The sequence below is a fragment of the Acidovorax sp. BLS4 genome, from assembly GCF_032929295.1.
GTDB lineage: Bacteria > Pseudomonadota > Gammaproteobacteria > Burkholderiales > Burkholderiaceae_C > Paracidovorax.
This window is the reverse complement of sequence record NZ_CP136797.1, coordinates 4,264,479-4,287,716: the sequence shown is the minus strand read 5'-3', so window position 1 is coordinate 4,287,716 and position 23,238 is coordinate 4,264,479. Positions and strand designations below refer to the sequence as shown.

16 protein-coding genes and 1 pseudogene are annotated in these 23,238 nt (G+C 68.2%); 4 read left to right on the top strand and 13 right to left on the bottom strand.

Translation table 11 applies throughout. The features are described 5' to 3' along the window. The first annotated feature begins 16 nt into the window (after positions 1-16). Positions 17-1,102, top strand: coding sequence for a phosphotransferase (locus R1Z03_RS19715; protein WP_317354249.1), 1,086 nt, complete (start codon positions 17-19; stop codon positions 1,100-1,102). A 62-nt stretch (positions 1,103-1,164) separates the two neighbouring features. Beyond that, complete coding sequence (locus R1Z03_RS19710; protein ID WP_317354246.1) at positions 1,165-2,439, top strand: acyl-CoA dehydrogenase family protein; 1,275 nt, start codon at positions 1,165-1,167, stop codon at positions 2,437-2,439. Between the two features lie 151 nt (positions 2,440-2,590). On the opposite strand, the gene R1Z03_RS19705 is transcribed toward R1Z03_RS19710, so the two are convergent. From R1Z03_RS19705 to R1Z03_RS19685, 5 genes are all read right to left on the bottom strand, one after another. Further along, positions 2,591-3,091: an Lrp/AsnC family transcriptional regulator gene (locus R1Z03_RS19705; protein WP_284400048.1), complete on the bottom strand. Its 501-nt coding sequence runs from the start codon at positions 3,089-3,091 to the stop codon at positions 2,591-2,593. Positions 3,092-3,095: 4 nt separating this feature from the next. Then, entirely contained in the window at positions 3,096-4,463 is a 1,368-nt protein-coding gene (locus R1Z03_RS19700) for an aspartate aminotransferase family protein (RefSeq protein ID WP_317354241.1), read from the bottom strand. Continuing rightward, positions 4,460-5,551 carry a phosphotransferase gene (locus tag R1Z03_RS19695; protein ID WP_317354238.1) on the bottom strand — a complete coding sequence of 364 codons (1,092 nt, stop codon included), beginning with the start codon at positions 5,549-5,551 and terminating at the stop codon, positions 4,460-4,462. The genes R1Z03_RS19700 and R1Z03_RS19695 overlap by 4 nt, the downstream gene beginning before the upstream one ends. Then, the gene (locus R1Z03_RS19690) at positions 5,551-6,216 is read right to left on the bottom strand and encodes a haloacid dehalogenase type II (RefSeq protein WP_317354235.1); all 666 of its coding nucleotides are present in this window, start codon (positions 6,214-6,216) and stop codon (positions 5,551-5,553) included. The genes R1Z03_RS19695 and R1Z03_RS19690 overlap by 1 nt, the downstream gene beginning before the upstream one ends. Before the next feature lie 405 nt (positions 6,217-6,621). Next, positions 6,622-7,344, bottom strand: a complete 723-nt coding sequence (locus R1Z03_RS19685) for a hypothetical protein (protein ID WP_284404528.1) — start codon at positions 7,342-7,344, stop codon at positions 6,622-6,624. A 171-nt stretch (positions 7,345-7,515) separates the two neighbouring features. Here R1Z03_RS19685 and R1Z03_RS19680 point away from each other — a divergent pair, with 171 nt between their 5' ends. Beyond that, positions 7,516-8,190, top strand: coding sequence for a hypothetical protein (locus tag R1Z03_RS19680; protein ID WP_317354230.1), 675 nt, complete (start codon positions 7,516-7,518; stop codon positions 8,188-8,190). Positions 8,191-8,211: 21 nt separating this feature from the next. Here the strand turns inward: R1Z03_RS19680 and R1Z03_RS19675 are convergent, their stop codons facing one another. The 6 genes from R1Z03_RS19675 to R1Z03_RS19650 all read right to left on the bottom strand — a co-directional run bounded on the left by R1Z03_RS19675 (position 8,212) and on the right by R1Z03_RS19650 (position 14,537). After that, complete coding sequence (locus R1Z03_RS19675; RefSeq protein ID WP_317354227.1) at positions 8,212-9,228, bottom strand: asparaginase; 1,017 nt, start codon at positions 9,226-9,228, stop codon at positions 8,212-8,214. Between the two features lie 75 nt (positions 9,229-9,303). Then, positions 9,304-10,242 (bottom strand): adenylate/guanylate cyclase domain-containing protein, encoded by a 939-nt coding sequence (locus R1Z03_RS19670; protein ID WP_284431236.1) that lies wholly within the window; start codon positions 10,240-10,242, stop codon positions 9,304-9,306. Positions 10,243-10,427: 185 nt separating this feature from the next. Next, positions 10,428-11,411: an LD-carboxypeptidase gene (locus tag R1Z03_RS19665; RefSeq protein ID WP_317354224.1), complete on the bottom strand. Its 984-nt coding sequence runs from the start codon at positions 11,409-11,411 to the stop codon at positions 10,428-10,430. A gap of 63 nt (positions 11,412-11,474) precedes the next feature. Beyond that, a complete protein-coding gene (gene tadA / locus R1Z03_RS19660) occupies positions 11,475-12,869 on the bottom strand; it encodes a tRNA adenosine(34) deaminase TadA (protein WP_317360437.1) in 1,395 nt (464 codons plus the stop codon). Positions 12,870-12,927: 58 nt separating this feature from the next. Continuing rightward, a complete protein-coding gene (locus R1Z03_RS19655; protein ID WP_317354221.1) occupies positions 12,928-13,179 on the bottom strand; it encodes a hypothetical protein in 252 nt (83 codons plus the stop codon). Positions 13,180-13,367: 188 nt separating this feature from the next. Beyond that, positions 13,368-14,537 (bottom strand): branched-chain amino acid ABC transporter substrate-binding protein, encoded by a 1,170-nt coding sequence (locus R1Z03_RS19650; RefSeq protein ID WP_372588175.1) that lies wholly within the window; start codon positions 14,535-14,537, stop codon positions 13,368-13,370. A 171-nt stretch (positions 14,538-14,708) separates the two neighbouring features. On the opposite strand from R1Z03_RS19650, the gene R1Z03_RS19645 reads away from it, so the two are divergent. Further along, positions 14,709-16,706, top strand: coding sequence for a U32 family peptidase (locus R1Z03_RS19645; protein WP_317354218.1), 1,998 nt, complete (start codon positions 14,709-14,711; stop codon positions 16,704-16,706). Positions 16,707-17,197: 491 nt separating this feature from the next. On the opposite strand, the gene R1Z03_RS19640 is transcribed toward R1Z03_RS19645, so the two are convergent. Both R1Z03_RS19640 and R1Z03_RS19635 read right to left on the bottom strand, forming a co-directional pair. Then, positions 17,198-22,279 (bottom strand): RHS repeat-associated core domain-containing protein, encoded by a 5,082-nt coding sequence (locus R1Z03_RS19640; RefSeq protein ID WP_317354215.1) that lies wholly within the window; start codon positions 22,277-22,279, stop codon positions 17,198-17,200. A 154-nt stretch (positions 22,280-22,433) separates the two neighbouring features. Then, positions 22,434-23,114, bottom strand: a pseudogene (locus tag R1Z03_RS19635) (type VI secretion system tip protein VgrG); the annotation flags it as partial. Positions 23,115-23,238 lie beyond the last annotated feature (124 nt).

Sequence of the window (23,238 nt, the reverse complement as noted above, 5' to 3'; positions counted from 1 at the left end):
ACCTCCACCGCACTCCATGAGCAACTACGACCACTTCATCGGCACCCGACCCGTCTCCGATCAGCATGCGTTCGACACCCGGGCCCTGAGCGACTGGCTGGGCCGGAACCTGGATGGATTCGCCGGACCGCTGACGGTGGAGATGTTCAAGGGCGGCCAGTCCAACCCCACCTACAAGCTCGTCACGCCGGGCCGCAGCTACGTCATGCGCGCCAAACCCGGGCCGGTAGCCAAGCTGCTGCCATCGGCCCATGCGATCGAGCGCGAGTTCGCGGTGATGAGCGGGCTGGCCGGTACCGACGTGCCCGTGCCCCACATGCATGTGCTGTGCGAGGACGAGTCGGTGATCGGCCGGGCGTTCTACGTGATGGAGTTCATGGAAGGCCGTGTGCTGTGGGACCAGTCGCTGCCCGGCCTGCAACCGGCCGAGCGCGGCGCCATCTACGACGAGATGAACCGCGTGATCTCGGCACTGCACACGGTGCGTTTCGCCGACCGGGGCCTGGCCGGCTATGGCAAGCCCGGCAATTACTTCGACCGGCAGATCGGCCGCTGGAGCAAGCAGTACGCGGCCTCCATCACCCAGCCCATCGAGGAGATGGACCGGCTCATGGAGTGGCTGCCTGCGCACATTCCGGAGAGCGCGCGCGACGAGAACCGCGTGTCCATCGTGCATGGCGACTTCCGGCTCGACAACCTGATGTTCCACCCCACCCAGAACCGCGTGATCGCGGTGCTGGACTGGGAGCTGTCCACCCTGGGCCATCCACTGGCTGATTTCAGCTACCACTGCATGGCCTGGCACATCCCGCCGGGCATGTTCCGCGGCATCGCGGGGCTGGACATCGCGGCACTGGGCATTCCGGACGAGGCCGACTACATCCGCCGCTATTGCGAGCGCACCGGCTTCACCACGCCCGAGGCGCTGCGCGCCGACTGGAATTTCTACTTGGCCTACAACCTGTTCCGCCTGGCCTCGATCCTGCAAGGCATCGCCAAGCGGGTGGAAGCCGGCACCGCCTCCAGCGCCCAGGCACGCACCTCGGGCGAAGGCGCCCGGCCCCTGGCCCAGATGGCCTGGGGGTTTGCCCAGCGCATGTGAAACCACGGCCGGCGATGCAGCACCGCCGGCCTGCCCCCAAGCCTTTCAACCGGAGGACCGCGATGGATTTTGATTACTCACCGAAGACCCAGGACCTGCAGGCACGCCTGCGGCAGTTCATGGACGACCACATCTACCCTTCGGAGCCCGCCTATGCCGCCGAGTTGGCGGCCAACACCGCCGCCGGCAAGCGCTGGACGGCCCTGAACACCATCGAGCAGCTCAAGCCCAAGGCCCGCGCCGCCGGGCTGTGGAATTTGTTCCTGCCAGTGGACAGCGCCGCCGCCTCGGGCTATGACGGCGCCGGGCTGACCAACCAGGAATACGCGCCGCTGGCCGAGATCATGGGCCGCGTGCCGTGGGCCAGCGAGGTGTTCAACTGCTCCGCGCCGGACACCGGCAACATGGAGACCATCGCCCGCTATGGCAGCGAGGAGAACAAGGCGCGCTGGCTCAAGCCGCTGCTGGAGGGGCAGATCCGTTCGGCCTTCGCCATGACCGAGCCCGACGTGGCCTCCAGTGACGCGACCAACATCGAGACGCGCATCGAACGCCAGGGCGACGAGTACGTCATCAACGGCCGCAAGTGGTGGATCTCGGGCGCGGCGGACCCGCGCTGCGCGGTGTTCATCACCATGGGCAAGAGCGATCCGGAAGCGGCCCGCCACTCCCAGCAGAGCATGGTGCTGGTGCCCGCCGACACGCCCGGCATCCGCGTCCTGCGACCGCTGAACGTGTTCGGCTACGACGACGCGCCCCACGGGCACGTGGAGATGGTGTTCGAGAACGTGCGCGTGCCCGCCTCCAACATCCTCCTGGGCGAGGGCCGCGGCTTCGAGATCGCCCAAGGCCGACTGGGCCCGGGCCGCATCCACCACTGCATGCGGCTCATCGGCCTGGCCGAACGCGCGCTCGAGCTGATGTGCCGCCGCGCCAGCAGCCGCGTCGCCTTCGGCAAGCCGGTCTCGCAGCAGACGGTGACGCAGGAGCGCATCGCCGAGGCCCGCTGCAAGATCGACATGGCCCGCCTGCTCACCTTGAAAGCGGCGTGGCTGATGGACGTGGCCGGCAACAAGGTCGCACGCACCGAGATCGCCATGATCAAGGTGGTCGCGCCCAGCATGGCCTGCCAGGTGATCGACTGGGCCATGCAGGTGCATGGCGGCGGCGGCATGTGCGACGACTTTCCGCTGGCCTATGCCTACGCCAACGCGCGCACCCTGCGCTTTGCCGATGGCCCGGACGAGGTGCACCGCAACGCTATCGCCAAGTGGGAACTGGGCAAGTACGGAACCTACGGCAGTCGCGTGGAGCCGCCCATCACGCGCGGCTGCTGACTGCCTGCAGCCCCAAGGTGCAGGGGCCCACGGCTCCCTGGCCCCTGCCCTTCAGATTCCACTCAAAGAGGTTGCGATCGCCCCGGATCCCGGGGCGTTTTTCCATGGCATCGAGAATCGGCACGGGTCGCCCCAGACCCGAAGCCCACCGTCACTCCCAACGTTGCCGAGCCGCAATGGCCCCCAAGGGGTACTCGCGCCGTCCATGCGGTTGGCGCAGGACAATCCGGCAAGCGAAACGCTCGATGCCGATATCGTCTTCCAGCATCTTTTCCATCAGCGCCTGAAAAGCGCCGATGCCCGACACCACGATCTTGAGCAGGTAGTCGTATCCGCCGCTGACGTTGTAGCACTCGACGATCTCTTGGTACTTCCCGGCGCCTTCCTCGAACTTTCGAAAATCATGCGGCCGGTGGCTGCCGATGGTGACCTCGGAGAACACGATGACGTGATCCCCCAGTTTTTCAAGCGCGATGTCGGCGCTGTAGCCACGGATCAGTCCGATCTCCTGCAGCCGCTTCGTGCGCAGGAGACACGGGCTGGGGCTCAGCCCCACCGACTTGGCCAGATCGACGTTCGAGCAGCGCCCTTCGCGCTGAAGATGCGCGAGGATCTTGAGGTCAAACCGATCGAACAGGATGGCCGATTTCATGGCGCTATCGTATGGCCAAGCCGCCTTGCCTTGTGGTGCATGTCTCGGCCAGCGATTCGTCGAGCGCTTGGACAACCATGCCGGCCTGCTCCGCCGACAACACCAGCGGCGGGCGGATCTTGAGCACGTTGTGTCCCTGGGCACACGCGCTGAGCAACACGCCTTTGTCGCGCATCCGGTTGACGACCCGGCTGGTGAGTTCGCGCGCCGGCGCCCGCGTCGCCCGGTTTGATACCAGTTCGACGCCCACGAAGAGCCCCGCCCCCCGAACGTCGCCGATGGCCTCGTGCTTCGCGGCAAGCCCCGCGATGCCGTCGAGCAGCAATCGGCCGATCCTGGCCGCGTGCGGCACCAGTCGGTCCCGCTCGATGGTCTCCAACACCGCCAGGGCCGCTGCGCATGAGACCGTGTTGCCGGCGAAGGTGTTGAAGTAGCGGGAGTTCTTGCCGAATTCCGCCAGGGCGTCGGCTGTCGCAAGGATGCCGGCGATCGGCTGGCCGTTGCCCATGGGCTTGCCCATGGTGACGATGTCGGGAACGAGGCCATGGCGCTGGAATCCCCACAGATGCTCGCCCGTGCGGCCGAAGCCAGGCTGCACCTCGTCGGCGATGAACAGCCCGCCAGCGCGCTGGATCGCCTCGACTGCCCCCTTCAGGAAGCCCGCGGGCTCGGGGAGTATGCCGTCGCTGGTGAAAAGCGAATCGACGATCAAGGCGGCCGGCCGGATGCCATGGCGCTGCAGGTCGGCGATGGCCGCCTCGACGTCGCGCGTGAAGCGCTCGCCGAGGTCGGCACCCTCGGCGTGGTAACGGCGCGGCGCCGGCACCAGGCGAACGTGCGCCCCCAGGTCGACGGTCGGGCCCAGCGAGGGCGAGAACTGCGACACGGCGTCCGTGATGCCGTGGTATGCCGTGTCGGTGACGACCACCCCCGTGCCGCCGGTGCGCACCTTGGCGATGCGATAAGCCAGGTCGTTGGCCTCGCTGCCGGTGCAAGTCAGCATCAGGTGGGCCAGATCCGTGCCCGGCACGCTGGCCAGCAGGCGCTCGGCCAGCTCGAGGATGGTGTCGTGGAGGTAGCGCGTGTTGGTCGCGAGGGTCGTCACCTGGCGGCAGATCGCCTCGGTCACCGCGGGGTGGCAATGACCGAGCGAGGTAACGTTGTTGTAGGCGTCGAGGTAGCGGCGGCCCTGGGGGTCCATCAGCCAAACGCCGTCACCGCGCACGATGTGCAGCGGATGCTCATACATCAGCCGGTAGGCCGGGCCGAGCAGCGCATTGCGCCGATCGATCATGGCCTCGGTGGCGGGGCCGACCTGGGCTCGGCCAGGGATGTAGGCATTGACCATATTGAAATCAGCAGTGGTTTTCATGGCGGGGTTTCAGTGGGTGTGGGGGTCAACAGGCGGTCGCGCGCCTCGTGGCGGGAAAGGTCTGCCATCTGCGACAGCGCCTGCCAGGCCGCCGGGTTATGCCGCATGATGTAGTCGCGGTTTTCGGGATAGCGCAAGGCACGCCACTCCGAGATCAAGGCCGTGATCAGGTGGCGCGTCGCCATGAGATCAGCGACGATCTCCTGCTCCGGCTCGGTCAGCGGCACAACGGATTGGTAGGCCCTGACGAACTGCGCCGGCCCTTCGAACGGATCGGCGCAGCCGGCCATGTGGAAGGCCGCTGCCGTGGCCACCTCGCCGACCAATGGCGCGTGCAGCATGTCGCCGAAGTCGATGATGCCGGTGATGCGCGACGGGTCGTGCGGCGCGACCAGCACGTTGTAGAGGTGATAGTCGTTATGGATCACCTGCGCCCTCAACGAAGCAAGGCGAGGCAGCACGTGGTCGATGAAGCGGGCCATGAACGACTGGGCCAGCACGCGCCTCGGGCCTTCCACCAGGCTGTCGAGCTGGACGGTCAGACGATGCGCTGCCGACACGTTCCACAGCAGATCATGGGCCGCCGCCGGGTGCGTGAAGCCTTGCAGGGCAAGGTTCAGCGCGGCCAGGCCCTGCCCCATCGCCACCCGCTGGGCAGCGGTTCGCGGTGTCTCCCGGATCTGGATGCCATCCAGGTAGGTGAGCATGCGCACGGTGGTCCGGATGCCCCCGGCGAGTTCCACGGTATCGCGCGCGCGTCCGTCCAGCATCCGCACCACGCGCGGAACCGGCTGGCCGGGCGATGTGCGGGCGATGTGCTCGATGGCGGCGATCTGGAAATCGACCAGTTCCACCCGCTCCGAGGGGTTGCTGATCTTGAACACGTAGCGCGCGCCGTCGGCCGATTCCAACGCGCAGTTTTGGTCGCGCTCGCCAGCGAGTGCCCTCACGCCGACGTCGAGGCCGTAGAGGCGCTTCACCAGCCGCTGCACCTCGGCTGGCGCCAGTTGGGGCGCTGCTGTGCTCAGTGCCGCGGCTTGGTCACGCATCGCGCCCTGGGTTCCCAGGTGGGGGTCGAGGCGGAGCATCAGAGTCCGAGCAATGCAGGAAGCTGGCGAACGTCTGTCAGGCGGCACACGCCATAGTCGCTCGACGCAGGCTCATGGCCCCGGTCGATGAAGGCCTTGGCCATGAACCCCAGGTCGGACGCCGTCATCAGGTCATAACGAAAACTCGACGAGACATGCATCATCTGATCGGGCCCGCATCCCAGCCGGTCGAACATGTATTCGAAGGCTTGCATGCGCGGCTTGTACGCGCGCGCTTCCTCGGCGGTATAGACCGCGTGGAAGGTGGCCTTGAGGTGCGCGACGCTGTGGGGAATCAGGTCGACCATCGAGTTCGACAGGACGACCAGCGGTACTTCTGGCGCAATCGCCTCCAGCACTTCCACCACGTTCGGGTGTGGCTGCCAGGTCGGCACGGCGTCGTACAAAGCGGCAGCATCCGATGCCAGGCATTCGATGCCGTGCGCCTTGCAGGCACGTTGGATGGCGTTCGCCACCACGTCGTAGAAAGGCTTCCAGTCGCCCAGCACCTCGTCGAGGCGATAGGCCCGAAAACTGTCCAGGAACGCAGGCATCCGATCGGCCGCCACCCGGTCTTTGAACAGGATCTTTGCCGTCGGCCCCATCTCGAAGTTGATGAGCGTGCCGTAGCAGTCGAAGCTGATGAATCGAGGTTTGAAGATCATGGGCAGATCTGCTGTGTTGAGGTGAAACGAGTCTAGGACTGCACCCTTTACAGGAGATGCCATAACGATGCGAGTCCCGAGCAGTTTCTTTGTCAATCTGCACGGGGCCTGGCATTTTTGGATAGTGTTGTTTTGCCCTCGTCCGGCGCGATGGCGGCCACTACTGCATCGCGAGGCGCACCCTGCGCATGCGATCACGCAGGGGTGGCCCGATGGGGAAATGGGGCTGAAATCCCAGCGCCGACGGGCAGGTCCCGTTGCGCTGAGCACTTGCCGATTCGTCAGGCCAGCCTTGGCTCGCCGCGTTGGAAGACCGCGTTCGATCGGCCCGCAGCGAGCCGCTGCGATCTCCCTGCATTCACGGTCGCAGCGAATCCGCCTCGGCGCAATTCGTGCCAGCCGGTCCTAGTTCTTCGCTGTGCCCTGCGGCAGGTGCTGCAGGGCGCTGCGGGCAGCCTCGTGCAGCAGCATCACCGCATCGGCCAGTGTCTGCAGGTGGTCGCCCGGGTATTCGATGCGCAGCGACACCTTGCCGCGCGCCACCATCAGCATCAGCGGCGGCGCTTTCGGCGCGCGCGTGCCCGCTTCATCGGGCTCGCCCTGGGCCGGCAGCAGCATCTCCAGCAGATGGGACACCATGGACGGCTGCACCCACCGCTTGGCGTGCAGGCCGCCCTCGCCCACCACCGCGAAATGCTGCCAGAAAGGCAGCGGCACGCCGGGCCACGCCATCTCCTCGAACATGGCGAGCCAGCGCACTTCCTCGGGCAGGTCCCCTGGCAACGAGGTCTGCAGCGTGTCGGTGAAGGCACCGTAGGCTTCGCGTTCCAGTGCCTCCTTGAGGGGGCGGGATACCAGCATCAGCGCCACGTCGGGCTCCACGCCCACATCGATGCGTGCGCGCAGTTCCGTGCCCCTCAGGTAGTGGCGCTGCGGCGCCCCGCACTCCAGGCGCCAGGTGCGCCCTTCGTACTGGCCCAGCATCAGGAACCCGCCAGGCTCCGCGGTACGCGAGAAAGCCAGGCCCTGCGCGGCCGCCCATTGCTCGGTGTCCTCCAGCGATACGGGGCGCGGAGGATCGTCGGGGCGTGGGCCCAAGGCGAAGGCTTTGCGAAAGCGCTCGAACATGGTGTGAAAAAATCAGGGCAAAGGCTCGGCAGAAGCAGCCATTATTCGCCCAAACCGGCCCCCTCTGCTCGCACGCGCCAGCATGCACGGCACTTTCCACCCCTTGGGACTTTTTGGGTACTTCTTCGCTACTCGCCAGGCCGTTTCTGCCTGGCCATCCGATATCACCGCATGACCGCACCGCCCGCCGCCCCGACCCACGCCGCCGCCCTCTCGCGCAGGGCCGCCATCGCCGCAGCGGCCCTGGGGCTGCTGCCCGTTGCCGGGGCACGGGCTGGCACCGGCGCGACGTGGCCGCCAGAGGGCACCTCCGACACCGCGGTGCAATTGGTGCGGTGGGTGCAGGGCACGGCCGACCACGGCGGCCTGCCGTTCGCCGTGATCGACAAGCTGGGCGCGCGCCTGCATGTCTTTGCCGCCGACGGGCGCTGGCGCGGCAGCGCGGCCGTGCTGCTGGGCTCCGCCCGCGGCGACGCCTCGGTGCCCGGCATCGGCGACAAGCCCCTGTCGAAGATTCGGCCCGAGGAGCGCACCACCCCGGCCGGCCGTTTCATCACCGAGCCGGGGCTGAACCTGCGCGGCGACCACATCGTCTGGATCGACTACGACGCCGCCGTGTCGCTGCACCGGCTGCGCAGCGTGAGCCCCGCAGAGCGCCGGCGCGAGCGGCTCGTGCATGGCAGCGCCGAGGACAAGCGGATTTCCTACGGCTGCGTGAACGTGGACGCGGCGTTCTACGACCGGCTCATCGCGCCCGTGTTCGGCCAGTCGGCGGGCGTGGCGTACATCCTGCCGGACACTTGGTCTTTTGCGACTGTTTTTGCAGCGGCCAGCGCTTATCCGTAAAGCGGCGGCGGCCTGTTGGGCTCAAACGGCGGCGCGCTCCAGCCGGAACACCGGACGGCGCTCGCCCACGGGCACGCCCCGCGCGCTCAGCAGCGGCGCGGCACGCCAGGGCGCCAACGCGGCGCGCTGGGCGTCATTCATCCAGCCCAGCTGGTCCAGCACCTCGACGGCGGCGGCGATCTGCGCGTTCATGTTGCCGTCCATGACCTTGAGCGCGAAGGCCTCGCCCCGGCTGCGGCTGCCCAGCACCTGCACGCCATCGGCGCCCGTCTTGGACACCCAGTCGCCCCCGCCGGCCCGCATGAAGTCGGCATCGTGTCGCCCCGTGCCCGAGCCCAGTGCAGGAAACGCCACCATGGCATCGGCCAGCGCCGCCAGGTGCGGGCCCAGGTCGCTGTCCTGCGGTGCTTCGCCGGCCAGCCGGGCGTAGCCCCGCGCCAGGTGCGTCAGCGGCATGGCGTAGTTGGGCGCCGAGCAGCCGTCGATGCCCATGGCCAGCTCTTCGGGTGCGAGCCCTACGGCGCTGGCGACCTGCTCGCGCACCTGGGTCTGCAGCGGGTGCGTAGGGTCGGTGTAGTCGGGCAAGGAGAGGCCCTGCTGCACGCAGTACGCAACGAACCCCGCATGCTTGCCGCTGCAGTTGTGGTGGCGCTCGTCGTGCACGGCGCCGGGCGCCAGCGTGCCCAGCCCGAGCGCCGCGAACAGCGGCACGTGGCAGCCGCAGCGCAGCACGGTGTGGGCCTGGCCCACGCTGTCGAGCATGCCCTGCACCACCTGCACGTGCTGCGCTTCGCCGTTGTGGCTGGCGCACAGCAAGGCCAGTTCGCGCTCGCCCCAGGCGAGGGCGTGCACGCCCCCGGACCGCAGCAGCGGCAGGGCCTGGAAGGCCTTGATGGTGGAGCGGGTGAACACCCGCGCGCATGGGTCGCCCACCTGCGCGAGCAGCCGGCCCTGCCGGTCCACCACGGCCACCGAGCCGGCATGCAGGCTTTCAGGAATGCCGCCACGGGTGAGTTCGATCAATGGGGCATGGTGCATGGGGCAACTCGCTTTGGTTTGGGTGCTGGGCCTGCCCCACGGGCAGGCAGATGGAAAGATCCCGGCGCTGCCGCGTCAGTGCGGCAGCACGGTGCCGCCCGACACGCGAAAGCCCACCGTCGGCCCGCCGGCCACCTTGCCCAGCGGCACCCCGAGGGCGATCACCCCCGTGCCATGCAGCAGGCAGGCGTCGCGGCGCAGGTTGACGACGGTGCTGCCCCCCCCGAAGTGCACCCAGGTGCCGAAGCTGCTGAGGTCGGTGAGCACGAAGGTGCCGTTGCGCCAGTCGATGCGGGCATGCAGGCGCGAGACCCGGGGGTCGCCCACATGCACCTGGGCCTGCGTGGCGCGGCCCAGGTGCACGGGCGTTTGCGTGGACAGGAAGGCGCGGTGCGCGCCGCCCCAGGACAGTTCCAGGCAGGCGCTGCCGGAATCGAGCGGCATCACCGCGCTGGGCAGCGCCGCCTGCATGGTGACCGAATCGCCCTCCTCGCCATCGCGCCATTCGACCTGGTACATGACGATGGGCTCGGACCGCCCGCGCAGGTCCATGGCGCCCAGGCGCACGAACCAGGTGCCGTCCACCGCTCCCGCCTGCTCCACGGTGCTTTCGGTGGCCCAAATCTCGCGCGGGCCTGCACGCTCGGACAACCGGGCGGCCACGTTGACCGCGTCGCCGTAGCAATCGCCGTCCACCTGCACGATCTCGCCACTGGCCAGGCCCGCCCGCAGGTCGAGGCGCAGTTCTCGCGGCCAGGCGTGCATGCGGTGGTGGTGGCTGCGCATCATCGCGGCCATGGCGGCCACGCCGGCCGCGCCGTCCTCGAACACGCCGAGCACGCCGTCGCCCAGCGTCTTGACCACGCGGCCGCCATGGGTGGTGACGGTCTCGCCGATCCAGTCGGTCAGCTGGGTCACGGCGGCGGTCGCACGTGCGTTGCCCACAGCCTCGAACAGGGCGGTGCTGCCCGCGATGTCGGCGAACACGACGGTGTGCACCGCGCCGCCCGTCATGGCGCGGCCTTCCGGCGAGCGCCTGGCCGCGTGGTGGCGCCAGGGCCTTCAAAGATCAGGGATGCGTGCACGCAACACGCGAACAGACGAGGCACGGAGGGGAAAGAATGGAAACGGAATGCAAATTATGGGGCCGGCTCGGGCGGCCTGCAGCGGGGCATGGAAGGTGGCCCCGCCCACGTTCCTCAGTGGGTGTGGCCCCAGTACAGCAGCGCGTCGCGCCCCTCGACCGACAGCGACACCGTGGCGCCCACGGGCAGCAGCACCTTGGTAGCGACATGGCCGTAAGGCAGGTTGGTCAGCACCGGCGCCTTGATCTGCGTGCGCAGCCAGTCCACCACGCTCTGCAGCTTGAATCCCTTGTCGTGCGGTGCGAGCTTGTAGCCGGTGAACTGGCCCAGGATCACGGCCTTTTGCTGCGCCAGCACGCCCGCATGCAGCAATTGCGTGAGCAGGCGCTCCACGCGGTAGGGATGCTCGTTCACGTCCTCGATGAAGAGGATGCCGCCGCGCACCGCCGGCAGGTAGGGCGTGCCCACCAGCCCGGCCAGCACGGCGAGGTTGCCGCCCCACAGCTGCGCGCTTTTCAGGTAGACGTCGCGCACCGCGGGCTGGCCGGCGGCGCTGGGCTTTTCGGCGTTCATGCGCCAGCCGCTGCCCTCGCCGTGGCCGGTGAGCAGGTCGTCCAGGCAGGCCAGCATGATGTCGTCGGGCTCGCCTTCCGGGCCCAGGTCTCCGCACAGCGAGGGGCCAGCCCAGGTGATGGCGCCGGTCTTGGCCAGCAGTGCGTTCTGGAACGCCGTGAAATCGCTCACGCCGACGAAGCGCGTGCCCCCCGCAACCGCCTTGGCCACCGCCTTGTAGCGGATGCCCGGCAGGATGCGGGTGATGCCATAGCCGCCGCGCGAGATCAGGGCCAGGTCGGCGCCGCTGGCCGCCGCGCGGTGGATGGCCGCCAGCCGGGTGGCGTCGTCGCCCGCGAAGCGCGTGTGCGTGGCCAGGGCATCGGCATCCACCTCGACCTCGTGCCCCAGGGCCTTCAGGCGGGCGATGCCGCGCTTGAACGCCGCCTTGTCGCGCACCGCGCCGGAGGGCGAGTAGATGTAGATGTGCCGGGGGCCGTGGTCGTGGCCGCAATGGGCGTGGTCGTCATGGGATGCAAGGGACAAGGCATTCAGGCCGCGCGGGCCTGCTCCGGTGGATGCGGTGTGTGCGCCGGTGCGGCCGGCGCGCTAGGGTCGGAAGTATTCCACAGCCCGCGCGGCGATTTCGGCGCCCTGCTCCGGCACGAAATGCCCCGCACCGGGCACTGCCAGCGGCGGCGGGCTGCCGCGCACCAGGGCCTGCAGGGATTGCATGGCCGCAGGGCCCAGCGCGGCGTCCGGCGCACCGGCCACCAGCAGGCTGCGGCCTGTCCATTCGCCCTGCCAGAAGCGGCGGGCCGCCAGGGCCATGAAGGCGCCCTCGGGTTCCTCCGGCACGGCCTGCGGCAGCGCCCGCAGCGCAGCGCGAAAACCCACATCGGGAAACGGCGCATCGTAGGCCGCCTGCGCCTCGGGAGTCAGCGGGCTGCCGGCCTGCGCCACCAGGCGGCCCGCGCCCGCGCTGCGGCCGGCCCGGGCGCATTCCGCCTGCCACGCCTGCAGGCGATGGGGAACCGGCGCATCGGCGCCGGCGAGCCAGGTGTTCATGGCCAGCACGCCGTCGAACCGCCCGGGCAGGGCCATGGGCAGCGTCAGGCCCAGCGCCCCGCCCCAGCCCTGCACCACCAGCACGGCGTGGCGCAGGTCCAGCCGTTCGATCCATTCGATCAGCACCTGCCGGTGCCATTCGAAGCCGTGGGCGGCCTCTTTTTTGGGCTTGTCGCTGCGGCCGAAGCCGATGAGATCGGGCACCACCACCCGGTCGCCCGCAGCGGTGAACACCGGCAGCATGTGGCGGTACAGGTAGCTCCAGGTGGGCAGGCCGTGCAGGCACAGCCAGGTGCGGGCGGCATCGCGCGGGCCCTCGTCCAGGTAGTGCAGGCGCAGGCCGGCGAGCGCAGGCAGGTCGCTCAGGTAGTGCGGTGCCCAGGGGTAATCGGGCAGGCCCGCGAAGGCGGCGTCCGGCGTGCGCAACGCGTCATCGCGCAGCGGGTGGGCCGACAGCGCCCGGACACGCTGCTGGCTGCGCCGCTCACGGAAAAAACCGCTGAGCAACTCGCCGCACTCTGGGGCCAGCACGCCGCGCCGCACCTGGGTGTGGTGGTTCAGCCGCGGCTCGGCGAACAGATCGACGACCGAGCCGGCCGCGCCGGTCTTGGCGTCCTGCGCCCCGTACACCACGCGCGGCAGGCGGGCGTGCAGCATGGCGCCGCTGCACATGGCGCAGGGCTCCAGCGTGACGTAGAGGGTGCAGCCATCCAGCCGGTAGTTGCCCAGGCGCGCCGCCGCCGCCCGCAACGCGGCGATCTCGGCGTGCGCGGTGGGATCGTGGCCGGCGATGGGGGCGTTGCGGCCCGTGGCAATGACTTCGCCGTTGCGCACCACCACCGCGCCCACCGGCACCTCGCCCGCCTCGGCCGCAGCACGCGCCTCGGCCAGGGCATGGCGCATCCAGCGCGCATCTTCATCATCGGCCGAATCCATCATTTGCTATTATTTTTATAGCCATCAGGGCATGGAAAACGCCGGCATGGGCCCGATTTCACTTGGATTCGTCTTCCGGCATGGGGCGGGCCTGCTGCATGAGCGCTTCCATCTGCTGCTTGACCTGTTGCTGCACCTGCTGGCTCTGCTCGCGCACGGTGGCAGCCGAGGCCCCGCTGGCCGGCGGCTGGGCGCCCGGCACCGCGATGACGGGCACGGAAGCGCGCGTGGCGCCCATCTGCTTTTTCACGAGGACGGCGACGATCGCCAGGGCCACGAGCAGGCCCACGAGTCCGAATCCCATGCGCATGGTCAGTTCTCCGTGTGTTGCGCGACCGGCGGCGGCCCGATACCGTGCCACGCGCCGACTCACCCTGCGGCCCATTCACGGGGTCACGGGATCGAAATCGCACGGGGAGTGGCATCGGCGGCGGCGCCGGACAGAGCCGCCACTGTAACGAAGAACAGCGCGCTGGCGGGCGCGCTCGGGGTGCAGGATCAGTTCAGCGCGACCCGGGCATTCGCCGGGTAGTGGTACAGCGTCACGGCCGGCGCCGTCAACTCGCCCTTGGGCGTGAACGCGATGTTCGCCGTCACGCCCTTGTACTGGGTCTTGGACAGGAATGGCACGTAGACCTTGGGGTCCACCGAGTCGGCACGCTTCATCGCGTCCACCAGCACCATGGCCGCGTCGTAGGCGTACGGGCTGTAGATCTGGAACTGGCCGGGGAACTTGGCGTCGTAGCGCTTCTTCCATTCGGCGCCGCCCTGCATCTTGGTGACCGAGGCCCCGCCCGTGGCGCAGGTCACGTTCTTGAGCACGGCCGCCTTGGACGACAGGTCGGGCAGCTTCTCGGTGCACAGCGCGTCGCCGCCGAAATACTTCACCGAGCCCAGGCCCAGCTGCTCCATCTGGCGCAGCATGGGGCCGGCCTGGGCATCGAGGCCGCCGTAGAAGATGCCGTCGGGCTTCTTGGACTTGATGGCGGTGAGGATGGCCATGAAGTCCGTGGCCTTGTCGTTGGTGAACTCTTCGGACACCACCGTCAGGCCCTTTTGCAGCGCCGTGGCCTTGAACACCGCCGCCACGCCCTGGCCGTAGGCCGTGCGGTCGTCGATGATCGCCACGGTCTTGAGCTTGAGGTGGTCCGCCGCGTAGAGGGCCAGCGCCGCGCCCAGCGCGCTGTCGTTGGCGATCAGGCGGAAGGTCGTCTTGTAGCCGGGCTTGGTCAGGTCGGGGTTGGTGGCCGCGGCCGTGATGTGGGGCAGGCCGCACTTGTCGTAGATGGACGAGGCGGGAATGGACGTGCCCGACTGCAGGTGGCCGACCACGCCCGCCACCTTCAGGTCGCACAGCTTCTGCGCCACGCCCGTGGCCTGGCGCGGGTCGCCGGCATCGTCTTCGGCGGCCAGCTCGAAGCGGACCTTCTTGCCGCCGATCACCAGGTTCTGCGTGTTCAGATCGTCCAGCGCGAGGCGCACGCCGTTCTCGGTGTCCTTGCCGATGTGGGCGATCCCGCCCGACAGGGGGCCGGCGTGGCCGATCTTGACGGTCTGCACGTCCTGGGCCATGGCGGCGCCGCAGGCCACCAAAGCCGCGCAGGCCAGCGCGGTGGACCGCAGGGAAAAACTCAGTCGGGAAGCATTCAGCACTCTCAAAGTCTCCATCCTTGTCGTTGGAAAGCCGCCGGGGCCGGCGGCCAAGCGTGCGTATGCTAGCCGCGCCACGCACCGGTTCCGGGATAAATCGCACCAATTCAGTGCAGATTGCGGGGCATTCGCGCCGCTAATGCCGGCCCGGGTAGGCACCGGCAGCGCCCGCTGGGATAATCGCGCCCCATGTCCCTGCTGCCCCACCAGATCGAACTGCTTTCCCCGGCGCGCGACGCCGACATCGGCATCGAGGCCGTCAACCATGGCGCCGACGCCGTCTACATCGGCGGCCCGGCCTTCGGCGCCCGGGCCGGCGCGGGCAACGATCTGCGCGACCTGGAGCGCCTGGTGCGCCATGCGCACCGCTTCCACAGCCGCATCTTCGTCACGCTGAACACCATCTTGCGGGACGACGAGCTGGAAGGCGCACGGCAGATGGCCTGGCAGGTATACAACGCCGGGGCCGACGCGCTCATCATCCAGGACATGGGCCTGCTCGAACTGGACCTGCCGCCCATCCAGCTGCACGCCAGCACCCAGACCGACATCCGCACGCCCGAGAAGGCGCGCTTCCTGCAGGACGCGGGCCTGTCGCAGATCGTGATCGCGCGCGAGCTGGACCTGCAGGAGATCGCCGCCGTGCGCGCCGCCACCGACCCGGCGCGCACCACCATCGAATTCTTCGTGCACGGCGCGCTGTGCGTGGCCTATTCCGGCCAGTGCTACATCACCCACGCGCACACCGGCCGCAGCGCCAACCGGGGCGACTGCAACCAGGCCTGCCGCCTGCCGTACGAGGTGCTGGACGGCAGCGGACGCATCATCGCCCACGAAAAGCACGTGCTGTCGATGAAGGACAACAACCAGAGCGACAACCTGCGGGCGCTCATCGATGCGGGCGTGCGCAGCTTCAAGATCGAGGGCCGCTACAAGGACATGGGCTACGTGAAGAACATCACGGCGCACTACCGCAAGCTGCTCGACGAGATCATCGAAGAGCGCGAGTTCTCGTCCGAGCCGCTGGCGCGCTCGTCGTCCGGGCGCACCACGTTCACCTTCACGCCCGACCCCGACCAGAACTTCAACCGCGAGTTCACCGACTACTTCGTCAACGGTCGCCAGGACGACATCGGCGCGTTCGACACGCCCAAGACGCCGGGCCGCGCCATCGGGTGGGTCACCAAGGTGGGCGATAACTTCGCCGAACTCGAACTGTCCAGCCCCGACACTGTGCTGCACAACGGCGACGGCCTGTGCTACTACGACCTGCAAAAGGAACTGGTGGGCCTGCAGATCAACCGCGCCGAAGCCGTTAACGCCAGAAAGGGCCTGTGGCGCGTGTTCCCCAAGGACCCCATCGCCGGCTTCAAGGACCTGCGCCGTGGGCTGGAGATCAACCGCAACCGCGATATGGACTGGGTGCGCACCCTCGACAAGAAGTCGAGCGACCGGCGCATCGGCCTGTGGGCACAGCTGTCCGAAACGCCCGACGGCTTCGACCTCACGCTGACCGACGAGGATGGCTTCGTCGGCAGCGCGGCGATCGTGCACCCGCACCAGCGCGCCACCGACGGCCGCCAAGCCGAGGCCACGCTGCGCGAGCAACTCGGCCGCTTCGGCGCCACGGTGTTCTCCGTGCACGACATCGCCCTGAGCCTGTCGCAGCCCTGGTTCGTGCCGGCCTCGGCATTGAACCCGCTGCGCCGCGACGCGGTGGCCGCGCTCGAATCCGCGCGCGCCGCCGGCCTGGTGAGCCTGCCCCGCGCCGAGCCCGTCCAGCCCCCCGCGCCCTTCCCCGAGGACACGCTCACCTATCTGGCCAACGTGTTCAACCAGAAGGCGCACGATTTCTACGTGAAGCACGGCGTGAAGGTGATCGACGCGGCCTACGAGTCGAAGGAAGAGGAAGGCGAAGTCAGCCTGATGATCACCAAGCACTGCGTGCGCTTTTCCATGAGCCTGTGCCCCAAGCAGGCCAAGGGCGTGATCGGCGTGAAGGGCACCATCAAGGCCGAGCCGCTGCAGCTCATCAACGGCAAGGAAAAGCTCACCCTGCGCTTTGACTGCAAGCCTTGCGAGATGCACGTGGTGGGCAAGATGAAGAAGTCGGTGCTCAACCAGCACGCGCGCGACATGCAGGCGGTGCCGATGCAGTTCTACCGCACGCGGCCTGTGGCGGTATAGCACCGTGGCAACGCGGCTTTGGCCGCCGCCGAATGCCCCGGGAAATTCGCCCCGGCTACAACCGACACCTACCAGCCTCAAACCGAGGGCCAGATAATCTGCGGCCCAGAACAGCCCGCGAGGTGCGGTTTTGCCTAAACGTCTTTCGCAAAAGAGTGGAAAACAGGATGATAAGCCAGGGGCGTTTAAGCGCCGATTTTAAATACAATCTTTAAAAATCGAACAGGCCACAATAAAATATATCACATAAAAACTTGGAACCAAGAACACAGCAGCCACAAAGATTGACGAAAGCTTAAACCTCGTTATTGCAAACAAGCCAAAAGGCGTCGCGACTGCCAAAACCAAATACTCCCTCTTTGGCAAAGCCTCAAGCCAACTCGTATTGTAATCAATGAAATACATTGAAAACACCGACAAGAAAATAATGGCGCAAAGATAAAACAGCAACTTCAACGATCCTATCGCCGTATCCAAAAATCGTTCTCTCATCATTTGACCTCGACTGTTCCAACAGGAGCAACAATATTGCTGATAGGCAAAGGATTACCATATCCAGGTGCCTGCCAGTTGCCCCCAGTGTTCAGCGTTGGAGGAACTGCTCCAGCTCTCTGTATGACACCAGACACATACGAGTTGCTATTGTATGTACCGGGATCCATTTGCCCATCCTGCGTCCCAGGAATTAGAGAGACGTTAGGCTTGGAATACGGAAGGCAATTACAGTATTCTTCCGATGCCTTCTTCAGCTTCTTGAGAAACTCACAATCCGTCATTCCTTCCGGCTTCTGAATGGCCTGCCTTACATCTATGCCCTTTGAATCTCCAGGATAGTTGGAACGCGATACAAGATAGCCATTCGCAAAGTTTCCAGAAGGTTGGCCTCCAAGAGTCTTTACACCAGCAAGATCACAATTCGCGTCATCTGGTTTAAGTTCAATGGCAAGATGATGCGAATTCGGATTGGTCAACTTCCCCACTGGACCGGCAGCTGGATGGCCCACAATATTGGCCTCTAATCCTAGCGGGTCAATCATGGTAATGGGTTGATTTGTATAGAGATATAAATTTCTACCCCCATTTAGGCCAATCGGATCCTGCGTGATGTACTGCCCCAGGTGAGGGTCGTAGTACCTGAAGCGGTTGTAATGCAGCCCGGTCTCGGCATCGATCTGCTGGCCCTGCAGCCGGATGCTCTGCTCGATCCGGTGCGGGTTGTATTCCTCCTGCACATCTCCCCAGGCACCGTAGCTGGCCGCCCAGGTGATCTCGCCGGCCTTCTCGCCATTGCCATCCACCAGCCCGATCGGCGTGCCCAGGTGGTCGCACAGGTAGTGCCGGATGGTGAGCGGGTTGCCCGCTGCCTGGGCCTGGCGCTCGGCCTGCAACTGGCCCACGCTGCCCGCCATGGCCTGCGCCAGATCCTGCGGCATGTGTTTTTGCACCAGGGCCAGTGCCTGCGCGCCGCTGGCGGGGTCCAGCACGGTGTTCAGCGCCGCCTGCACCATCTCCCGCTGCGCCCGTGGCATGGCCGCGAAGCTGTCCGTCGCATCCGTGGTGTCTTCGCCCGGCTCTGCACCCAGGCCCATCAGCATCTGCACCGCATCCTTGGCCCCCTGCCTGCGCTGCAGCTGCAGCAGCGGCACGAAGCTGGCCGGCTCGTACACCGTGTGCCGGATGCCTTGCCCATCCTGCGTGTGCACCAGCCGGTCGCCGTCCCAGCCGTAGTGGGTGCTCTCCTGATGTCCTTCGCGGACCACGGTCTTGCCCAGACGTCGCCCGAACGCGTCGTAGCGGTAGCGCGCCACCGGAGTCCAGCCCGGCTCGCCCGGCGCCTGCTCGAACACCGCCGCCAACTGGTGCAGCGCGTCGTACTCCAGCCGCAGCGTGCGCCCATCGGCGTGCTGCGCCTGCACCCGGTTGCCGAAGGCGTCGTAGCAGTACTGCAGGGTGCCCCCCTGCGCACCGGCAACCGCACCGGCTCCCGCCCCGCCGTGGCTCCAGCCGATGCGGTTGCCCGGCCACTGCTGCACCGGCCCGCCCGCGCGGCCTGACGCACCACCCTGCGGCTGCAGCAGATCGAAGCCCGGGTCGTGCAGGTTCTGCTGCACCTGGCTCGCCCAGTCCTGGCGGTCCGCACCCGGGGCCGCGTCCTGGCCCGAGGGGTCCGGCAGCCGGTTGCCCGCCGGATCGAGCCGCCAGCGCCGCTGCTGCACGGCGTCGGCGGCCGCATGCGCCACGCCGATCAGGCGCTGATGCACGTCGTAGTGGTAGCGCGTGGCATCCAACGGGGTCTGCACGCCCACCAGTTGGCCCAGCGCGTCGTAGGTGTAGCGGCGCACGGACAGGGCGGCGAGCGGGCCCGGTGCCTGCGCCAATCCTGCCGATGGCAGGCCTTGCCAGTCCTGCTGCAGCAGCCGGCCCATGGGGTCCAGGCGCCGGGTCTGGGTGACTGCGGCATGGGTCAGATCCGTGGCGCTGTCCAGTTGTAAGGTGCGCGCGACCTCCCGGTGCAGCGCATCGCGTTCGATGGCCAGCACCGGGGTCTTGTCCAGCAGCAGCCCGTGCACGTGGCCCGAGCCGTAGGCCAGCCAGTCCAGCTCGCCCAGGCCCTGCAGCTGGCTGCCCAGCCGCTGCCCCAGCGCCCCCAGGCGGTGCGCGATGCGGTGTTCGAACTCGGGCTCTGGCTCGCCGCCCAGCAGGGGCGCGGCATGCGCCTGCCGGTACAGGGTCTGCGCCTCGCCCGTGGACCGCCCGAAGGCATCGCGCTCCAGGGCCACGCGGGTGTCGGCGATGAGGCGCTCGGCCTGCAGGCGCTGCGCGGCTTCGGCCAGGGCCGGATCGGGCTCTGCGGCAGAGGTTGCGCCCAGGGCCAGCAGGGCTTGCAGCAGCGGGGCGGGCGCGTCCAGCCATTGCTCGCCCAGGGTCTGGACGTGGGTCTGGGGGTGGGCGCGGCCTTGTTCTGCCGCCCAGGGCAGGTGCGCGCTCCACGTGCGGGCCACGGCGAGGGCGCCGCGGTCGTCGTACTCGTAGGCCTGGATCTGCAGGCTCTCGCCGCGGTCATGGGCGCTGGCGCCGTTGCCCTGCGCGCTTGGCAGGCCCGGGGAGCGGACCAGGACGCGGGCCACGATGCGCCCGCCCGCATCGTGGTGGTTGCGGCTCCTCACGGTGGCGCCCAGCCCTTGGGCGGCCGTCCCCTGCCCGGCCATTCCTTGCCCAACCATTCCCTGCACGCCCGGGTGGTGGCCCTGCCCGTGCCCATCGCTCTTGTGCACAAGCTGGCCGGCCGCGTCGTAGCCATAGACCTGCACGCGCCCGTCGAATCCCACCTCTTGCACCAGCCGGTCCTGCACGTCGTGCACGAAGCGGGTGACGGCCTGGTTCTCGTTGATGAGCTCCACCAGACGGCCCGCCACGTCGTAGCGCAGCGCGAATCCCTGGCCGGCCTGGGTTTGCGCGACGACGCGGCCCCACAGGTCGTGCCCGTAGGTGACGCAGGTGCTGGGCAAGGCACTGTGGCCCGCGGCATCCCCCTCCCCCACGGGCTGCGCACTGTGCGTGGCCGCCTGCAATTGGCCGTTCGGGCCCCAGCGGTATTGCACCTGCGAGCCGTCGGGCGCCATGACGCGGGTGGGCCGGCCCGCGCCGTCGTACTGGTAGCGCGTGCGCTGGTTCAGGGCATCGATGCTCTCGCGCACTTCGCCAAAGACGCCGTAGTGCCAGGCATGCACCCGGCCCGAGCAGTCGGTGTGGCGCGTGAGTTGCCCGCAGCCGTTGTAGGCCAGTTCCTTGCGCCCGCCCTGCGCGTCGATGACGGCCACGGGCTGGTCGCACCAGGGCTGCGTGGCGGGGTCGATGGCGCCCTCGGCGGTCAGGGGGGCGTATTCGAAGCGGGTGGCCAGGGCCGGGGCATCCAGGCCCTGGGGATCGCCCACGGTCACCTGCCGCAGCCGGCCCCAGGCGTCGTAGTCCATGTGGGTTGGCAGCGCCCCCAGGCCCACGCTCTGCAGCAGCAGGCCGTCCTGCGCCGAGCCTGCCTCGCCCCAGCGATAGCGGGTGCTGCGCCCGTCGGGGTGCTGCGTGCCCAGCAGCCGCCCGGCGCCGTCGTAGCGCCACCAGGTGGTGCGCCCCAGCGGATCGGTGTGCGCCACGCGCCGGCCCGCGCTGTCGTAGCGGTCGCGCTGCTCGGCGCCATCGGGCAGCACGAGCCGCACCAGGCGCTTGTCTCCGCCTGCGCCTTCGAAGTGGTAGCGGGTGAGCCGGTTCAGGCTGTCGCGCACGCGCACTTCGCTCACCGGCACGGGCTGCGGCATGGACGGCGGCATGGGCTGCGGGGTGTCGGAGACTGGGGTGTCGGGGTCCGTCTCGGACTCGCCGATCGCAGCCGGGGTGGCGGGAGGGATGGCGGGGGGATCGCGGTATTCGAAGAGGTACGACAGTCCCTGCTCGTTGTGCTGCTCCACCACGCGGGCGCCGGGCCGGGGCATGGCCACGCCCTGGTCTTCATAGACGTAGGTGTGCAGCGGGCCGCTGCGCACCCGGTGGCGCACCATGCGGTGCACCCGGTCGTAGCCGAACTCGCGCGTGCGCTGGCCGTCCCGCCCCAGTACCTCCACCAGGTCGCCCGCGCTGTCGTAGCGGTAGCGCACCAGCGCCACCCGGTAGCCCGGGCCGGTGCAGGCCGCATCCAGCGGGTTGTGCACGCAGTCCACCCCGGTCAGGCGCTCGCCGCTGTCCGGGCCGAGCAGCGGGTGGGCGGTGGCAGTGGCCGTAGCGGTGGTTGGGGCCGCGGCGGCAGCCCCCTCCCGGTCCCGCTCCCGGTTGTAGTGCAGCGCATAGCGCCGCCCGCTGCCGTCGGTGATGCCAGCCAGCCGCCCGTGATCGTCGTATCCGTAGTGCTGGCTGCGCCCGAAGCGGTCCAGCACCCGGCCCACGCGGTGGTGCCCGTCCTCCCCCGGCCACAGCAGCCACGCGGTGGTTCCGTTGCCCGAGGCGGCGATCACGCACCGCGCGTCGGCCCGGGCCTCTTGGGGCACGTGGGCCCAGCGCGGCTGCCAGGCCCAGGGCTGCAGCTCGCACGGGATGCGCGAGGCAGGCGCGCCGGCAGGCAACGCGCTGCCTGCACCGCCACCTCGCATCAGCCACAGGTCTTCGCTGGCGCTGTACAGCGCTTCGCCGGGCGCCAGCGGCTCGCCGAAGGTGATGGCCCGCCCCCCGGTGTCCAGCAGCACGGTGCGCCCTGCCTCCAGCCGCACGGCGATCTCCATGGGCAGCTTCCAGCCGTAGCCCAGCAGCCCGCAGGTCGCCCCGTGCTCTTCGTTCACGTAGCTGCTGTACTGGCGCTGCCACACGAGCGGCATCGGCCCGGGCAGGCTGAAGTCCAGCTCATCCCCGCCCATCAGCACCTTGGCCCCCAGCGCCGGGTTGACGGGGCTGCCCACCGCCATGCCGCCCGGGCACACGGAGCACGCCACGCCCCCCGCCGAGCCGATCAGCACGGTGGCCGAGCCCTGAACGATCGGCCCGCCCTTTTGGGTCATGTCGCTTTGCCGTGCCGCTGGTTTGCCACTCATGCTGTCGCTCTTTCTTGGGATCGTTTGCCGGGTTCAGGCAAGGGGGGAGAGGTAAGTCTTTGCGCCAATCGCCTCGGGGCTTCCGGCCATCGCATCGGGTTTGGGGCCGCGCCAGCGCGCGAAGGCCCTACAGGGCAGCCCCCGCCGGCCCGCCTCAGCAGTTGAGCTTGTCCAGGCTGGACAGCACTTCGATCAGCGCCGGCGTGAGCCGCACGGTGCTGGCCCCGCAGCGCAGGGTGATCTCCTGGTCCGCCTCCAGCGTGATCTGCTGCGCCTTCACGGCCAGCGCCTTGCCCACCTGCAGGCTGTCGCCACCCGTCACCTGCGCGCTGCGGTCCCCGCCCACGCTCACGCTGTCGTCCTTGCCCACGCTGCGGCTCCAGTGCATGCCCACCAGGTCGTTGCGCACCATGCCAACGTTCACGCTGTAGGCCATGCCGATGTTCATCATCTTGGCCATGCCGACGTTCTGCAGGGCCACCATGCCCACGGTCTCGGTTTTCATCTTCCCGACCTGGATGGTCCAGTTGCTGCCGATCTGGTCTTTCTCGTTCTTGCCGATGGTCTTGCTGCGGTTCTTGCCGATGCTCACCGTCTCGTCGATGCCGACGTCTTCGCTTCGGTTGTCGCCGATGCTGATCTTTTCGTCGTGGTCCACCCGCTCGGTGCGGTTGGAATGGACAGTAATGGTCTCGTCGCCATCGACTTCCTCGGTGCGCCAGCCGTGCACGGTGATCTTTTCGTTGCGGTCCACGGTTTCGGTGCGGTCGCGGTGGATGACGTTGGTCTCGTCCCGGTCGATGGTCTTGCGCCGGTCGCGGCCGACCCACTTGTCCACGCTGCACGGACCGGTCTGGCCGCCTCATCGGCAGTCAAACTCTACCGCGCTGGTCTGGTCTGAAACATACAAGCACAACGACGCCAACACGCTCTGCGCGCCTACAGAGCCGCCCATTACC

What these genes read in the sequence shown, in the direction of transcription:
- R1Z03_RS19695 (WP_317354238.1), bottom strand. Translation starts at nt 5,551, where the DNA reads ATGCTCCGCCTCGACCCCCACCTGGGAACCCAGGGCGCGATGCGTGAC.
- R1Z03_RS19685 (WP_284404528.1), bottom strand. Translation starts at nt 7,344, where the DNA reads ATGTTCGAGCGCTTTCGCAAAGCCTTCGCCTTGGGCCCACGCCCCGAC.
- R1Z03_RS19710 (WP_317354246.1), top strand. Translation starts at nt 1,165, where the DNA reads ATGGATTTTGATTACTCACCGAAGACCCAGGACCTGCAGGCACGCCTG.
- R1Z03_RS19670 (WP_284431236.1), bottom strand. Translation starts at nt 10,242, where the DNA reads ATGACGGGCGGCGCGGTGCACACCGTCGTGTTCGCCGACATCGCGGGC.
- R1Z03_RS19675 (WP_317354227.1), bottom strand. Translation starts at nt 9,228, where the DNA reads ATGCACCATGCCCCATTGATCGAACTCACCCGTGGCGGCATTCCTGAA.
- R1Z03_RS19705 (WP_284400048.1), bottom strand. Translation starts at nt 3,091, where the DNA reads ATGAAATCGGCCATCCTGTTCGATCGGTTTGACCTCAAGATCCTCGCG.
- R1Z03_RS19645 (WP_317354218.1), top strand. Translation starts at nt 14,709, where the DNA reads ATGTCCCTGCTGCCCCACCAGATCGAACTGCTTTCCCCGGCGCGCGAC.
- R1Z03_RS19700 (WP_317354241.1), bottom strand. Translation starts at nt 4,463, where the DNA reads ATGAAAACCACTGCTGATTTCAATATGGTCAATGCCTACATCCCTGGC.
- R1Z03_RS19690 (WP_317354235.1), bottom strand. Translation starts at nt 6,216, where the DNA reads ATGATCTTCAAACCTCGATTCATCAGCTTCGACTGCTACGGCACGCTC.
- R1Z03_RS19715 (WP_317354249.1), top strand. Translation starts at nt 17, where the DNA reads ATGAGCAACTACGACCACTTCATCGGCACCCGACCCGTCTCCGATCAG.
- tadA (WP_317360437.1), bottom strand. Translation starts at nt 12,869, where the DNA reads ATGGATTCGGCCGATGATGAAGATGCGCGCTGGATGCGCCATGCCCTG.
- R1Z03_RS19650 (WP_372588175.1), bottom strand. Translation starts at nt 14,537, where the DNA reads ATGGAGACTTTGAGAGTGCTGAATGCTTCCCGACTGAGTTTTTCCCTG.
- R1Z03_RS19680 (WP_317354230.1), top strand. Translation starts at nt 7,516, where the DNA reads ATGACCGCACCGCCCGCCGCCCCGACCCACGCCGCCGCCCTCTCGCGC.
- R1Z03_RS19640 (WP_317354215.1), bottom strand. Translation starts at nt 22,279, where the DNA reads ATGAGTGGCAAACCAGCGGCACGGCAAAGCGACATGACCCAAAAGGGC.
- R1Z03_RS19655 (WP_317354221.1), bottom strand. Translation starts at nt 13,179, where the DNA reads ATGCGCATGGGATTCGGACTCGTGGGCCTGCTCGTGGCCCTGGCGATC.